The organism is Nitratireductor sp. GZWM139 (assembly GCF_030068685.1).
GTDB classification, from domain to species: domain Bacteria; phylum Pseudomonadota; class Alphaproteobacteria; order Rhizobiales; family Rhizobiaceae; genus Nitratireductor; species Nitratireductor aquimarinus.
On record NZ_JAMQML010000002.1, the window covers coordinates 321,128 to 335,032 of the forward strand.

Here is a 13,905-nt window from a genome sequence, read left to right on the forward strand (position 1 = left end):
GATCGGCCTTTTGCGTCCGAAGGGACGCTGGCGATCTAGCTCTTTCGGCGGCGGATTGCGATTGACCGGCCGGCGCGGGCGGGTGTTTCGAGCGTCGCGTGGAGCGTGCGCATCGCTTCGACCCGCTCAAGCACATCACGGGGGAAGGGGGTGACCTTCGGCCCCGACATGTCGATGTGAAGCGTCATGGTTTCGCAGGTGGCCGCCAGCCAGCCCTCGTCGGCGTGGCGCAGCTCCTGATAGGAGTGAAGCCGCTTTTCGTCATGGTCGAGCAGCTGGTAGGTCCCGCGCACCCGGTCGCTGAGATGCAGTTCGCGCACATAGCTAAGATGGATTTCCGCCGTGTAGGTGGTGAGCCTGCGGGTGGCCGCATAGTGCGCGCCCATGCCCAGGCTCTCCCCGACTTCCTCATAGGCGCGGTCGAAGAGCACGGTGTAGTAGGCCATGTTCAGATGGCCGTTGAAATCGATCCAGTCTTTCTGCAATTCGAAGACGCGGGAAGTGTAGGGCGCGTTGTCTGGCATTGTTCTTCCGTATTTCTGGCCTGTGGACTGTTTCGGACCTGCGGCGTTTGTGTCACCCAAATTGATCCAAACTGCCTGTAAAGGTGCTTTATTGCGGCAGATTCGGATAGAAACGAAAACCACCCCGCTGGACAAGTGTTGGACCACGCGAAGGGTTGGACCAGGTAATTGGAGAACAGGCATGGCGCTGGCGGAACTGGAAAAGCTGGATCGCAACGAAGAGGGCATTGCCCGCGTTCTTGAGATTCTCGGGGAGCGCTATGGCGAGCGTTTGCTGACGGGACATTCGGTGCGTGAGCAGCATGCCCACTCGACCAGCTATATTCCCGCGCAATTGCCCGATGGCGTGTTCGCGCCGAACAATGTGGAAGAGGTGCAGGATGTGGTGCGTCTGTGCGCCGAGCACCGCGTGCCGGTCATTCCCTTCGGCACGGGCTCTTCGCTTGAAGGGCATGTGAATGCGCCGGCCGGCGGCATTTCGCTCGATCTCATGAACATGAACCGCATCATCGCCGTCAACGCCGAGGATCTGGACTGCACGGTCGAACCCGGCGTGACGCGTGAGGATCTGAACCACTATCTGCGTGATACGGGCCTGTTCTTTCCGATCGATCCGGGCGCGAACGCCAGCCTTGGCGGCATGGCCTCGACGCGCGCTTCCGGCACCAACGCCGTGCGCTACGGCACGATGCGCGACAATGTGGTGAATGTGCAGGCGGTGATGCCCGACGGGCGTCTCATCACCACGGCGCGGCGCGCCCGCAAGACCTCTGCAGGCTACGATCTGACCCGGCTCATGGTCGGCTCCGAAGGCACGCTCGGCATCATCACGGCGATGACGCTCAAGCTCTACGGCATCCCGCAGGCGGTATCCGGCGGCGTCTGCTCGTTCCCGGATGTGGAATCGGCCTGTCAGGCGGTTATCATGACGATCCAGATGGGCGTGCCGGTGGCGCGCATCGAGTTCGTCAACGGCCTCGCCATGAAGGCGATCAACGCCTATTCCGATCTGGATTACCCGGAGGGCCCGTGCCTGTTCCTGGAATTCCATGGAACCGATGCAGGCGTGAAGGAACAGGCCGAGACCTTTGGCGAGATCGCCGAGGAGTTCGGCGGCGGGCCGTTCCAGTGGACGAGCGTTGCCGAGGAGCGCACCAAGCTCTGGAAGGCGCGTCACAACGCCTACTGGGCCTGCGTGGCTCTGCGCCCCGGTGCGCAGGGGCTTTCCACCGATGTCTGCGTGCCGATCTCGCGGCTGGCCGAATGCATTGTCGAGACCGAGGCCGACATCGCCGAATCGGGCCTGATCGCCACGGTCATCGGCCATGTGGGCGATGGCAATTTCCACGTGCTGGTTCTGATGGATATGAACGATCCGAAGGAGATCGAGCAGGCGGAAGCCTTCGTTGCGCGTCTCAATCGGCGGGCCCTCTCCATGGACGGCACCTGCACCGGTGAACACGGCATCGGCCAGGGCAAGATGCGCTTCCTCGAAGAGGAACTGGGCGACGCGGTGGACGTGATGCGCGCGGTCAAGGAGGCCATCGACCCGCACAACATCATGAACCCGGGCAAGATCATCGGGGCAAGGCGCACATAAGCCGGATTTGTGCGACCATGCGTGGTGTAGAGCGCCGTGCGTCCATTCGGACGCACAAAGGACGCTCTGACCTGTTGAATCTGCGCATCGTGCTTTCCGAAAATCGATCCCGATTTTCGGGCCGATGCGGCAGCCCCTTTAACGCCACTGAAATACGCATAGTGTAGGGGCTGAGGACGCATATTTAGGAGACGGAACTGGCCCGGCTGTTCGTATTCTTCGGTGGACTTGTGGTGCTGGCGCTGACCTCGGCGCTGGTGGCTCCCTATTTCATCGACTGGAACCATTATCGCTCCGCCTTCGAACGTGAGGCGGGGCGGGTGCTTGGCCGTGAAGTCCGGGTGGAAGGCTCTGCGCGCGCGCGGCTTCTGCCGTTTCCGTCTCTGACCTTCACCGATGTCGTCGTGGCCGGGAAGACGCCGCAGGCGCCGGGCATGACGGTGGACGAGTTCTCCATGCATGCGGAGCTTGCGCCCTTCCTGCGCGGCGAGGTGCTGATCTTCGACATGCAGCTCACGCGGCCGCATGCGCAGATCGCGATTGCCGCCGATGGCGGTATCGACTGGGCGGTGCGTCCGTCCGGGCCGTTCGATGCGCGACAGGTGACGCTGGAGAATGTCTCCATCGTCGATGGCTCGGTGACGCTGGCGCATGCGGCAAGCGGGCGTCAGCACGAACTGACCGACATCGATGCGCAGCTTTCCGCCCGCAGTCTGGCCGGGCCGTGGCGTATTGGCGGAACGCTCTCGCTCGACGACATGCCGATGCGCGTTTCCGTTTCCACCGGCTCGCTGGGCGATGATGGCCGCATGCGGGTGCGTTTCGAGGCGCTGCCGGATGACCTGCCGGTCAGGCTCGCCACCGATGGACAGGCGCGGATTGAGGAAGGGGCCGCCTTTTATGACGGCGCCTTTGCGCTCAACACCTATTCCGATGAGGCCATGGCCAGGCTGCGCAAGGAGGCCGAGCGGCCGCTGGCGCTGACGAGTGCCGCCGCCACCAACCGGCTGACGGGTCTCTTCGACCTGCGCCACGACCGTCTGGCGGTCGAGCAGTTCCGTTTCGAGACGGGGCCGGCCGACGCGCCTTACACCGCCGAGGGGCGGGCCAGTCTGGAGCTTGGCGGCGAACCGCGCTTCTTCATTTCAGCCGACGGCGCGCAATTGCGTTTCGATGGCGAGAATGACGGCGACAGCGCGTCGGGCGGTCTGGATATAGCCAGGCGTTTTGAGGCGTTTGCCGCACTGATCCGCGCCGTGCCTTCGCCAACCATACCGGGCGAGGTTGCAATCAACCTGCCGGCGATCGTTGCCGGCGACACGACCATCCGCAACATCGAACTGCGCGCCGAACCCGCCGAGGGCGGCTGGGCGGTGGGGTCCGTTGCGGCCACACTTCCCGGGCGCACCCGCTTCGAGGCGAACGGATTTCTGGCGACGGATGAAGAACTCGGCTTCAACGGGCACATGCTTCTGGCAATCGCCCAGCCCTCGGGTTTTGCCGCCTGGGTTTCGCGCGATGTGGACGATGCGATCCGCCGACTTCCGGCAGCGGGTTTCAGCGCCGATGTGGCGCTTTCGCGCCGCGCGCAGACCTTTGAGGGGCTTGAACTCATCCTGGGTGACGCGCGTTTCAACGGACGCGTCGAGCGCCGGGAGCCGGAGAACGCAAAGCCCTGGCTCGATGCAACGCTCGACGGTGAGGCGCTCGATCTGGAAGGAATTCAGGCCTTCATGTCGCTGTTTGTCAGCGATGCGGGCGTGAACCGGCTTTCGGGCCATGATGTGGATCTCGACATCAAGGCCGGCCCGGTGGCGGCGCTGGGCATGCAGGCCAACACGCTCGACACGGCACTTCGCCTGCGCGAGGGCGTTCTGGAAATCGACCGGCTGACGCTCGGCGGGTTCGCCGGCGCGCAGCTGAGCGCGACCGGTCAGTTGCGCAATTTTGCAGGCATGCCCACGGGGCAGGTCGATGCGACGGTTCTGTCGACCGATCTTGGCGAGCTGGTTCTGGCGCTGGCGGGACGCTTTCCCGAGAACCGTGTCTTCAGGGCGCTGGCGCAGCGCGTTCAGGCGTTTCCCGGTCTGCTTCAGGACGCCGAGCTGAACCTCGTCGCCAGTGCCGCCGAGAATGGCGATGAAACCATGGGCATCGCCGTCAGCGCCGAAGGCGTTGCCGGCGGCACGGATCTGAGCCTTTCGCTTTCCGACAGCGGTACAGAGGACGATCTGGCGCGCGGTGATTTCAAGCTCTCGCTGACGGCGCGAAACGACGAAGCCGCCGTTCTTTATGGACTGGCCGGCATTCCGGCCCTGCCGCTTGGTCTGGTCGGCGAGGCGCGGCTTGAGCTTTCGGCCGAAGGCTCTCTGGCCGATACGGTTGACGGGCAGGCGCGGGTGATGGGCGAGGGGCTTGTCGCCTCCTTCAAGGGGCAGGCGCTCAATGCGCTTTCCGCGCCATCCCTCGACGGCGAGGTGAAGCTTGTCAGCGATGACATTGAAACCTGGCTTGCCGTTGGCGGCGTGGTTCTGCCCGGTTTCGGGCTTGGCATGCCCGTTGCGCTTTCCGCTGATCTTGAATGGAGCGAGAAGCTTGCCGTTCTGACCGATCTTGAAGGCGAGGTGGCCGGCAGCGGTGTGACGGGGGACCTGAACATCGCGCTCGATGGCGGCAAGCCGCATATCGATGGCGCGCTCACCATGACGCGCTTTGATCTCGCACCGGCTGCCGAACTCGTCATGGGGCCGGACGTGCTTTCGGGCGAAGAAGACGGGGCATGGCCGCAGGCGCCATTCGGCAACGACGTGTCTTTGCCGTTCTCGGCCAATCTCGACCTGCGCACGGATGCGCTTTGGACGGGATTTCTCTCGGCTGGCCGCGATGCGCGCCTGAAACTCAGGCTGGACGATGAGGGGCTGACGGTCTCCGATCTCAAGGCGTCCCTGTTCGATGGTTCCGTCGAAGGCTTTGCCACGCTGAAAAACAATGCAGGCACCGGGCTTCTTTCGGCGCAGATCGGTCTCAACGACACGGCGCTTGATACGCTGATGCCGCAGGGCAGCCTGGAAGGGCGCATGAGCGCGCGCGCCAGCGTGACCGCCAGCGGCAAGAGCGTGAATGCGATGGCGGCGGCCCTGACGGGCTCCGGTTCCGCGACGCTGAAGGATCTGGTCATCAACGGGCTGAACCCGAAGGCGCTGCCGCAGATCCTTGAAGAAGCCGATGCGGTGGGTAATGGGATCGATCTTGAAAAGACCGAGGCTTTCGCGCCGCGGCTGATCCGCGAAGGACAGTTTTCCGCAGGCGAAACGGAATTCGCCTTCACCATTGCCGGCGGCATGGCGCGCACGCCGCCCGTGCAGCTGGCGACGGATGGCGCGACCTTAAGCACCACGGCCACGGCCGATTTGCAGAAGATGGAAGTCTCCACCGATGGCGCGCTGGTCTTCGATCCCGGTGTGGATGCGGTGGTGGGGGCGGAGCCGCGTGTCGAGGTGGTTGCCTCCGGGCCATTCGGCTTTGTTGGTTCCCGGCTTTCGGTCGAACCTCTGGCGCAGTATCTCACCCAGCGCGCGCTTGAGCGCGAGCAGGTGCGTGTGGAGCGCATGCAGTCGGTGCTTCTGGAGAAGCAGCGCCTACGCCGTGAAGCGCGTTATTTCGCAGAGCTTGAGGTCAAGCGCGAGCAGGCCGAAGCCGAGCGGCAGCGGCTTGAGCGCGAACTCCGGCTGGAGCGCGAGGAGGCCGAGCGTCGCGCGGCTGAAGAGGCGGAGCGCAAGGCGCGTGAGGCGGAAGAGGCCCGCCGCCGTGAAGCCGAGGAAGCGGCCCGGCTGGAGGCTGAAGAGGCCCGCCGCCGCGAGGCGGAAGCCGCTCGCGCCGCCGAAGCCCTTAAGCGCACGCAGCGTGTCGCGCCGGCTCCTTCTGGAAATGGCTCCGCAGCAGAGATCGAGCGTGCGCCGCTTGAGCCGCCGTCAGGCGGCATCAATACGCCTGATGCGGTGTCGGAGTTTTTCCGGGCCAAGGATCTTTCAGCGGATCGTCTGCGCGAACTTCTGGACGGTGGCCAGTAGAGCGGTCGCCGCTCAATTCTCCCGGCAGGCTCTCATGCCTTGCCGTTCGTTTCCTCAAGACGCGCCTTGAGATCACGCAGCACATGGAGGCGAAGCTCGGAGGACAGATTGTTGTCCGCGCTGCGGTTCTCATCCACCTCGGCAATCAGCGTGGCCAGCGGCATGTTCTGCCGCCGGGCTATGGCTTCAAGTTCCTGAAGGAATGGTTTTTCGAGGGAAATGCTCGTGCGGTGGCCGCGAATGCTGACCGAACGCTTGGCAATTCCGCTCATTTGGGATCGCGTTCCGGGCGACCGGTGAGCCGGTGCCCGTCCAGCTGCGCGATGGTCTGCGATCTGTCGCTCTCATCGCGCATGCGCTCGGCCTTGCTGCGGCCATGCAGGATGCGGTTTTCGGCGGCGCGCTGCTCTTTTTCCGCACGCGCACGCTGCTTGCGGCGCTGGCGAAGATTGACCAGCTCGCCCATCGTCACTTCTTCCGGAAGGCGTCCAGGGAAACCACTTCCGCACCCTTGTTCCCGGGCCCGGCGTCGTCTTCTGCCTCATCGGCTGCCGTCTCGGCATCCGCTTCGGCCTTTTCCTTCTTCTTCGGCTTGCGGGCGGTTTTCTTTGCGCCGGCCTTTTTCGCCGATCCCTCATCCGCCTCGTCGCAATCGGTGTGAACCGCGGTGATCTCGGCGCCGGGAGCGTCTTCCTGCTCGGGCTTCACATCGAATTCCAGCTCGAAATTCACGGACGGATCGTAGAACCCGCGCACTGCAGAGAAGGGAACGCTCAGCATTTCCGGCACATCGGCGAAGGAGAGGCCCACTTCGAAACCCGTCTCGCTGACTTTCAGGTCCCAGTACTGATACTGCAACACGATTGTCATCTGTTCGGGATAACGTTCACGCAGGCGTGACGATACACGGACACCGGGTGCATTGGTCAGAAAGGTGATGAAGAAGTGATGCTCGCCGGGAAGCCCCGTGCGCGCAACTTCAGTCAGGACTTTGCGCATGACGCCACGCAGCGCATCCTGAGCGAGAATATCGTATCTAATGCGGTCTTCGGCCATTCTGCGAACCGGTTGTTGAATCTTTGACTTACCTCTAATCAAGGACCGTGCTCACGTAAACCGGCAAAAGGCGGCTTATGTCTGTTCGCACGCTCCCACCCGCCTGACAGACCAGTTTTTTTCAACCATGGCCCTCTTGTCTGTATTGCAGACAATCGCTGCGGGACGCTGCAATGCGCCGGAGACATTGCCTGACAGCTTCGCTGTCTGTGCGCGAATGTCGATGCAGGGAAGGGGAGATTGAAAGGAGAGGTCGAGAGCGGGGCAAGAGTGGAGGCTTCTGTTGCCAGGTGCCTCCGGACCCCGCCTAAAGGTGCGAACCCTTAGGAGTTCAAGTGAAGCTGTCGCACTGCATTAAGCAGCGAGACGTGCCTCCGCATAGTTGTCGTTTGCAACTACTAGTTTGACCCGATAACGGTGGTATCATGCCGAGCGAAAGTCCGATCTTTACACCCTCGTCGATCCTGTTTCGCCCCCATCAGAAGCCGCCCTTGGGCCGGAGCCCTGCGGCGGTTTGTGGTGGAGGCGCCGGGCACTGCCCCCGGGTCCGAATGGCTTATTTCACCGGCAGTTTATCGCCATAGTCGGTCAAGCCGACGCAGCAAATATAGTGACCCGGCCTTCGCAAGAAAAGGGGTCTTCGCGTGAAACCCGTGGGGTTTTCGCATTGACTTAGCGTCAACCTTTAATAAATGTCTTTTTTGGTGTGAGGCGGCTTTGGCAAACGCACAGGTTGCGTGAGGTCCGGCCGTTTCTGTGGAAGCGTACCCACGTTGAAAAGTGAGGGAAAAGATCATGGCCGATTATCTTGCGGATGTCCGCAAATACGATGCCACCGCGAGTGAGGAAATCGTCAACAAGATCGTGAAGCATCTTGGCATCGCGTTGCGCAACAGGGATTCCTCCCTGGTCTCCTGCAGCGATTCCAGCGAGCTTGACCGCGTTCGCACCAGCTGGTGCATGAAGAAGCTCGGACAGACCGACGCCGCAAAATGCGATGCCGTGATCGAGACCGTGTGCGAAACCATGTCTGGCGACCGGTCCAAGAGCCGCGTGACGTTCTACTATCTGGTTGCGAAGCATCTGGGCCAGCTTTCCGAACTTTGAGGTTCCGGCTTCGCTGAACTTCGCCGCCTCTTTCTGCCGGGGGGAGGGGCGGCTTTCTCTTTAACCCTGTTGCCCGAATGTGCGCCGGCGTATGTGGATGGCGTCGCCAAACCCTGTGGCGCGCACTTTTCGTGGCAGGTGGCTGCTTTATGATGGCGCGATAACGCCAGCCCGAATCGGACAGCCATGCGCCAGTATCTCGATCTTCTTTCCCATGTTCTCGAAAACGGTGTCGACCGCGACGACCGCACGGGAACCGGCACGCGCGGCGTGTTCGGCCATCAGATGCGCTTTGATCTGGAAGAAGGCTTTCCCGTTCTCACCACCAAGAAGCTGCATCTGCGTTCGATCATTCACGAGCTTCTCTGGTTTCTGAAGGGCGACACCAACATTCGCTACCTGAAGGAAAACGGTGTTTCCATCTGGGATGAGTGGGCGGATGAGAATGGCGATCTGGGGCCCGTCTATGGTGCGCAGTGGCGCTCCTGGCCGGCGCCGGATGGCGGACATATCGACCAGATCGCGAATCTTCTGAAAGGTTTGCGCGACAATCCTCATTCGCGGCGTCACGTGGTGTCGGCGTGGAACCCGGCCGAGGTGGATTCCATGGCGCTGCCGCCATGCCATTGCCTTTTCCAGTTCCACGTGGCCGACGGGCGGCTTTCCTGCCAGCTCTACCAGCGCTCCGCCGACATTTTTCTGGGCGTGCCCTTCAACATCGCCTCCTATGCGCTTTTGACGATGATGGTCGCCCAGGTGACCGGGCTGCGCGCCGGCGATTTTGTGCACACGCTGGGCGACGCCCATCTTTATTCCAACCATTTCGATCAGGCGCGCGAGCAGCTGACGCGCACGCCCAAGCCCTTGCCCACCATGTGGATGAACCCGGATGTGACGGATCTCTTTGCGTTCCGCTTTGAGGATTTCCGTCTCGATGGCTATGTCGCGGATCCGACGATCCGTGCACCGATTGCCGTTTGAGCGGGGAGGGGGCGATGAGCATCGAACTGGTTGTGGCAATGGCCGAAAACGGTGTGATCGGCCGCGAGGGCGACCTGCCGTGGCGGCTGTCGACTGATCTGAAGCGCTTCAAGGCGATCACCACGGGCAAGCCCGTGGTCATGGGGCGCAAGACCTGGGAAAGCATCGGCAGACCGCTGCCGGGACGGCGCAACATCGTCATCACGCGGCAGGCGGGATACGAGGCTGAAGGTGCGGAATGCGTCTCTTCGCTTGCCGTTGCGCTTGCGCTGGCTGGCGGTGGCGATGCGAAGGCCGATGTCTGCGTCATCGGCGGCGGGCAGATCTACCGCGAGGCGATGGAGATGGCCGACCGTCTGCATGTCACGCATGTGCATGCCGAGATCGACGGTGATACGGTGTTTCCCGAAATCGACCCGGAAATCTGGGAAGAAGTCTCGCGTGAGGACGTGCCCGAAGGCGAAAAGGACGTTTACGCCACAACCTATGTGGTCTACCAACGGCGCTGAACAGGCTGGGCAAGGCACTCTTTTCCCTGCAAAGATCAGGGAACGCGGCGGGCTGCCGCGTTGAAAGGGGATTTGCCGCTACCTATAACTGACCGGATGGGAGAGCTGGCCTTTGGGCCGGAGCCCGGATCAAGAAAAGGAACACGAATGCCCTGGAACAATCAAAGTGGCGGAGGCGGCCCTTGGGGCGGCGGCAATAACGGGGGGCCCTGGGACCAGGGACCGCGTGGGCCGAGCGGACCGCAGGGATCTCCGCCCGATCTGGAAGAGATCATCAAACGCGGACAGGACCGGTTGAAGAACGCACTGCCCGGTGGCGGTGGCGTCAGCCCGGCCATGATCGTTCTGGTGCTCGTTGCGTTGGCCGGTCTGTGGCTGTTCAAATCCGTTTACACGGTTCAGCCGGACGAACTGGCGGTGGAACTGCGTTTCGGTAAGCCGAAGCCGGAACTCTCCGAGCCGGGCCTGCACTTCCATTGGTGGCCGATCGAAACGGTCGAGAAGGCCACGGTCGCCGAGCGTCTGGTGGACATTGGTGAGACGCGGGGCGGCACGTCCAGCGGTCTCATGCTGTCCGGTGACCAGAACATCGTCGACGTGAAGTTCTCCGTCGCCTATCAGGTTGCCGATCCTTCAGCCTATCTGTTCAATGTCGCCAATCCCGACGAAACCCTGCGCCAGGTTGCCGAAAGCGCCATGCGTGAGGTTGTCGGTCGCAGGCCGGCTCAGGACATCTTCCGTGATGACCGTCAGGGCATTGCCGAGGATGTGCGCACGACCATCCAGACCGCGCTTGACGAATATGGCACGGGTCTGACGGTCAACGCCCTGTCGATCGAGGACGCTGCGCCGCCGCGCGAAGTGGCCGATGCGTTCGACGAGGTGCAGCGCGCCGAGCAGGATGAAGACCGCTTCGTTGAGGAATCCAACCAGTACTCCAACCAGCAGCTCGGTCAGGCCCGTGGTGAAGCGGCCCAGATTCGCGAAGAAGCCGCGGCCTATAAAAACCGCGTCGTGCAGGAAGCCGAAGGTGAGGCCCAGCGCTTCGTCTCCGTCTATGACGAGTACGCAAAGGCCCCGGCCGTGACACGCAAGAGGCTGTTCCTCGAAACCATGGAAAACGTGCTTCAGGGCTCGAACAAGGTGATTGTCGGCCAGGATGGCGGTTCGGGCGTTGTGCCCTATCTGCCGCTGCCTGAACTTCGCCAGCAATCGCAGCCGCGCACGACTGCGGGAGGGAGCAACTGATGTCCAACCGTTTCCCCATTCTCGTCGTCATTGGCGCGGTCATCCTGTTCCTGGTCTATTCGTCGATCTTCGTGGTCAATGAACGCCAGCAGGCCATCGTTCTTCGCTTCGGTGAAATCGTCGATGTGAAGACCGAGCCGGGTCTCTACTTCAAACTTCCGTTCGGCTTCCTCGAAGCGGACAACGTCCAGATCATCGAAGACCGCATTCTGCGCTTCGACCTCGACGATATCCGCGTTCAGGTCTCGGGTGGTAAATTCTACGAAGTGGACGCCTTCATCGCTTACTCGATCAGCGATCCCCGCCGTTTCCGGCAGGCCGTTTCGGGTAGTGTCGCTCTTGCCGAGCAGCGTCTGCGCACGCGTCTCGACTCCGCCCTGCGCGGTGTCTATGGCCGTCGCGGCTTTGAGGCTGCACTTTCTGAAGAGCGCGCATCGATGATGCGTGAAGTCGCCGACGAACTGCGTCCCGCCGCTGCTTCGCTGGGTCTGGAGATCGAAGACGTGCGCATTCGCCGGACCGATCTGACGGCAGAGGTTTCTCAGCAGACCTATGACCGGATGAAGGCCGAGCGTCTGGCCGAGGCCGAGCGCCTGCGTGCCCGTGGTCGTGAGGCCGCTGCCCGCATCCGCGCCCGCGCCGACCGTGAGGTCGTCGAGATCCTGGCTGCTGCACAGCGTGAATCGGAAATCCTGCGTGGTGAGGGCGAAGCAGAGCGCAACGCCATCTTCGCCGATGCTTTCTCGCGCGATGAGGACTTCTTCGAGTTCTATCGTTCGATGAATGCTTACCAGCAGGCGCTGAACCCGGAAGGCACGACCATGCTGCTTTCGCCGGATTCGGAGTTCTTCCGCTTCTTCAACGACTCGACCGGCGGTGCCTCGGGCTCATCCGCTCCGGCGGCTCCGGCCGCACAGGGCGCGACGGCCGGCCAGTAGCCGGCGGTCGACATGAGCGACTTCCTTGCCGCTCTGGGCCTTGTCCTCGTTATCGAGGGTCTGGTCTACGGCGGCATGCCAGGGCTGGCCAAGAGGCTTGCCGAGCAGGTCCTCGAAATGCCGGACAGTGCGCTTCGCACTGCCGGCATCACCGCCATGATGCTGGGGGTGTTCTTGGTCTGGCTCGTCAGAGGATGAAACATTTTGCGGCCCGTACGGAAATCCCGTGCGGGCCGCAAACGTGCCGTAATCACGGCGAATCATGGAAATTTGAAGCGCCTGTTAATGGAATCGGCCCAGCATAGGGCGTAGAATTCCGGCCAATCGTCGTTCCACCAAGCAAGCCATCTGGAGAAATGCTCTTTATGACCCCATCCAAGATTTTACGCGCCACGCGGGTGGCGCCAGTGGCCGCTCTCCTTGCGCTTGGAGGTCTTGCCGCAACGCCGGTCATCGTTGCGCAGGAAGCGCGGGCGGAAGGCCCTGCCTCGGTTGCCGACCTTGCCGAGCGGCTTGCCGGCGCGGTGGTCAACATTTCCACCTCGCGCTCCGCAGGTGGTGGAAGCTCCGGCCGGGTGCCGCTGCCCAAGCTGCCCGAGGGCTCGCCCCTGCAGGAGTTCTTCGACGATTTCTTTCAGGATGAGCCGGAGGCCGATCGTGGTCCGCGTCAGGCCCAGTCCCTGGGCTCGGGTTTCGTGATCGACGCCAAGGAAGGCATCGTCGTCACCAACAATCACGTGATCTCCGATGCCGACGAGATCGTCGTCAACTTCACCGATGGCGGCAAGCTGGACGCCGAGCTGCTGGGCGTCGACACCAAGACGGATCTTGCCGTTCTGAAGGTGGATGCGAGCAAGCGCGAATTGCAGGAAGTGCCGTTTGGCGATTCCGACAGGATGCGCATCGGCGACTGGGTCATGGCCATCGGCAACCCGTTTGGCCTTGGCGGCACGGTGACGGTGGGCATCGTTTCGGCCCGCAACCGCGAAATCGGTTCCGGCCCCTATGATGATTTCATCCAGACGGATGCGGCCATCAACCGGGGCAATTCCGGTGGTCCGCTTTTCAACATGGATGGTGAGGTGATCGGCATCAACACGGCGATCATTTCGCCGACCGGCGGTTCCATTGGCATCGGCTTCTCCATTCCCTCGGCGCTGGCGATCAAGGTTGTCGATCAGCTGCGCGAGTTCGGCGAGACGCGTCGCGGCTGGCTCGGCGTTCGCATTCAGGAAGTGACCGACGACATTGCCGAGAGCCTCGGCATGGACGAGGCCATGGGTGCGATGGTGAGCGGCGTGATCGAAGGCGGTCCGGTCGATGACGGGTCGATCCAGCCCGGTGACGTGATCATCACCTTCGACGGTCAGACGGTCGAGAATGTGCGCGAACTGCCGCGCATCGTCGCTGAAAGCCCGGTGGGCAAGGAAGTGGATGTCACCGTTGTCCGCAAGGGCGAAGAAGAGACCGTGAAGGTCACGCTCGGCCGTCTTGAAGACAGTGAGAAGCTGGCTTCCACCGAAACGCCGGGCGATGAGCAGGCCGGCGAGAGCGAAGCCGTGTCGTCTGCTGCCGTTCTGGGCATGCACATGGCCGAGCTGAATGACGCGCTGCGCGAGCAGTATGAGATTTCGGCCGATGTGAACGGCGTCGTCATCACCAAGGTGGATGAGGATTCGGTTGCCGCAGACAAGGGCGTTGCCGTTGGCGATGTCATTGTCGAGATCGCCCAGGCGACGGTCTCCACGCCGAAGGAGGCGCTGGACCGTCTTGAGGAGCTGAAAGGGCAGGGTCGCCGCAATGCGCTTCTGATGCTGGCTTCCAAGAATGGCGAGCTGCGCTTCGTGACGCTGCGGATGGACTGATCTTCAG

13 protein-coding genes and 1 other RNA gene are annotated in these 13,905 nt (G+C 62.5%); 9 read left to right on the top strand and 5 right to left on the bottom strand.

The genetic code is table 11. The features are described from left to right. Positions 1-35: 35 nt before the first annotated feature. Positions 36-524 carry a thioesterase family protein gene (locus tag NDI72_RS03930; RefSeq protein ID WP_206543875.1) on the bottom strand — a complete coding sequence of 163 codons (489 nt, stop codon included), beginning with the start codon at positions 522-524 and terminating at the stop codon, positions 36-38. Positions 525-705: 181 nt separating this feature from the next. Here NDI72_RS03930 and NDI72_RS03935 point away from each other — a divergent pair, with 181 nt between their 5' ends. After that, a complete protein-coding gene (locus tag NDI72_RS03935; protein ID WP_206543874.1) occupies positions 706-2,124 on the top strand; it encodes an FAD-binding oxidoreductase in 1,419 nt (472 codons plus the stop codon). A 206-nt stretch (positions 2,125-2,330) separates the two neighbouring features. Next, the gene (locus NDI72_RS03940) at positions 2,331-6,194 is read left to right on the top strand and encodes an AsmA family protein (protein ID WP_283799724.1); all 3,864 of its coding nucleotides are present in this window, start codon (positions 2,331-2,333) and stop codon (positions 6,192-6,194) included. A gap of 32 nt (positions 6,195-6,226) precedes the next feature. On the opposite strand, the gene NDI72_RS03945 is transcribed toward NDI72_RS03940, so the two are convergent. From NDI72_RS03945 to ssrA, 4 genes are all read right to left on the bottom strand, one after another. Then, complete coding sequence (locus NDI72_RS03945; protein ID WP_206543873.1) at positions 6,227-6,466, bottom strand: ribbon-helix-helix domain-containing protein; 240 nt, start codon at positions 6,464-6,466, stop codon at positions 6,227-6,229. After that, positions 6,463-6,660, bottom strand: coding sequence for a DUF4169 family protein (locus tag NDI72_RS03950; protein WP_206543872.1), 198 nt, complete (start codon positions 6,658-6,660; stop codon positions 6,463-6,465). The genes NDI72_RS03945 and NDI72_RS03950 overlap by 4 nt, the downstream gene beginning before the upstream one ends. Positions 6,661-6,662: 2 nt before the next feature. Beyond that, a complete protein-coding gene (locus NDI72_RS03955; protein WP_283799677.1) occupies positions 6,663-7,250 on the bottom strand; it encodes an SspB family protein in 588 nt (195 codons plus the stop codon). A gap of 269 nt (positions 7,251-7,519) precedes the next feature. Then, positions 7,520-7,887: a transfer-messenger RNA gene (gene ssrA / locus NDI72_RS03960) on the bottom strand. Positions 7,888-8,045: 158 nt separating this feature from the next. On the opposite strand from ssrA, the gene NDI72_RS03965 reads away from it, so the two are divergent. The 7 genes from NDI72_RS03965 to NDI72_RS03995 all read left to right on the top strand — a co-directional run bounded on the left by NDI72_RS03965 (position 8,046) and on the right by NDI72_RS03995 (position 13,898). Then, complete coding sequence (locus NDI72_RS03965; protein WP_283799679.1) at positions 8,046-8,357, top strand: DUF2853 family protein; 312 nt, start codon at positions 8,046-8,048, stop codon at positions 8,355-8,357. Between the two features lie 186 nt (positions 8,358-8,543). Continuing rightward, on the top strand, positions 8,544-9,338 hold the full coding sequence (locus tag NDI72_RS03970) for a thymidylate synthase (protein ID WP_113155610.1): 795 nt from the start codon (positions 8,544-8,546) through the stop codon (positions 9,336-9,338). Positions 9,339-9,352: 14 nt separating this feature from the next. Next, complete coding sequence (locus tag NDI72_RS03975; protein WP_206543868.1) at positions 9,353-9,847, top strand: dihydrofolate reductase; 495 nt, start codon at positions 9,353-9,355, stop codon at positions 9,845-9,847. A gap of 147 nt (positions 9,848-9,994) precedes the next feature. Continuing rightward, positions 9,995-11,095 carry an FtsH protease activity modulator HflK gene (gene hflK / locus NDI72_RS03980; protein WP_206543867.1) on the top strand — a complete coding sequence of 367 codons (1,101 nt, stop codon included), beginning with the start codon at positions 9,995-9,997 and terminating at the stop codon, positions 11,093-11,095. Then, positions 11,095-12,033 (top strand): protease modulator HflC, encoded by a 939-nt coding sequence (hflC, locus tag NDI72_RS03985; protein ID WP_206543866.1) that lies wholly within the window; start codon positions 11,095-11,097, stop codon positions 12,031-12,033. The genes hflK and hflC overlap by 1 nt, the downstream gene beginning before the upstream one ends. Before the next feature lie 12 nt (positions 12,034-12,045). After that, complete coding sequence (locus NDI72_RS03990) at positions 12,046-12,231, top strand: DUF2065 domain-containing protein (protein ID WP_206543865.1); 186 nt, start codon at positions 12,046-12,048, stop codon at positions 12,229-12,231. Positions 12,232-12,398: 167 nt separating this feature from the next. Continuing rightward, positions 12,399-13,898, top strand: coding sequence for a DegQ family serine endoprotease (locus NDI72_RS03995; protein WP_206543864.1), 1,500 nt, complete (start codon positions 12,399-12,401; stop codon positions 13,896-13,898). Positions 13,899-13,905: the final 7 nt, after the last annotated feature.

Excerpts from the sequence above, each read along its gene's own strand:
- NDI72_RS03930 (WP_206543875.1), bottom strand. The coding sequence starts at position 524 with ATGCCAGACAACGCGCCCTACACTTCCCGCGTCTTCGAATTGCAGAAA.
- NDI72_RS03990 (WP_206543865.1), top strand. The coding sequence starts at position 12,046 with ATGAGCGACTTCCTTGCCGCTCTGGGCCTTGTCCTCGTTATCGAGGGT.
- NDI72_RS03950 (WP_206543872.1), bottom strand. The coding sequence starts at position 6,660 with ATGGGCGAGCTGGTCAATCTTCGCCAGCGCCGCAAGCAGCGTGCGCGT.
- NDI72_RS03970 (WP_113155610.1), top strand. The coding sequence starts at position 8,544 with ATGCGCCAGTATCTCGATCTTCTTTCCCATGTTCTCGAAAACGGTGTC.
- NDI72_RS03955 (WP_283799677.1), bottom strand. The coding sequence starts at position 7,250 with ATGGCCGAAGACCGCATTAGATACGATATTCTCGCTCAGGATGCGCTG.
- hflK (WP_206543867.1), top strand. The coding sequence starts at position 9,995 with ATGCCCTGGAACAATCAAAGTGGCGGAGGCGGCCCTTGGGGCGGCGGC.
- NDI72_RS03935 (WP_206543874.1), top strand. The coding sequence starts at position 706 with ATGGCGCTGGCGGAACTGGAAAAGCTGGATCGCAACGAAGAGGGCATT.
- NDI72_RS03945 (WP_206543873.1), bottom strand. The coding sequence starts at position 6,466 with ATGAGCGGAATTGCCAAGCGTTCGGTCAGCATTCGCGGCCACCGCACG.
- hflC (WP_206543866.1), top strand. The coding sequence starts at position 11,095 with ATGTCCAACCGTTTCCCCATTCTCGTCGTCATTGGCGCGGTCATCCTG.
- NDI72_RS03995 (WP_206543864.1), top strand. The coding sequence starts at position 12,399 with ATGACCCCATCCAAGATTTTACGCGCCACGCGGGTGGCGCCAGTGGCC.
- NDI72_RS03975 (WP_206543868.1), top strand. The coding sequence starts at position 9,353 with ATGAGCATCGAACTGGTTGTGGCAATGGCCGAAAACGGTGTGATCGGC.
- NDI72_RS03965 (WP_283799679.1), top strand. The coding sequence starts at position 8,046 with ATGGCCGATTATCTTGCGGATGTCCGCAAATACGATGCCACCGCGAGT.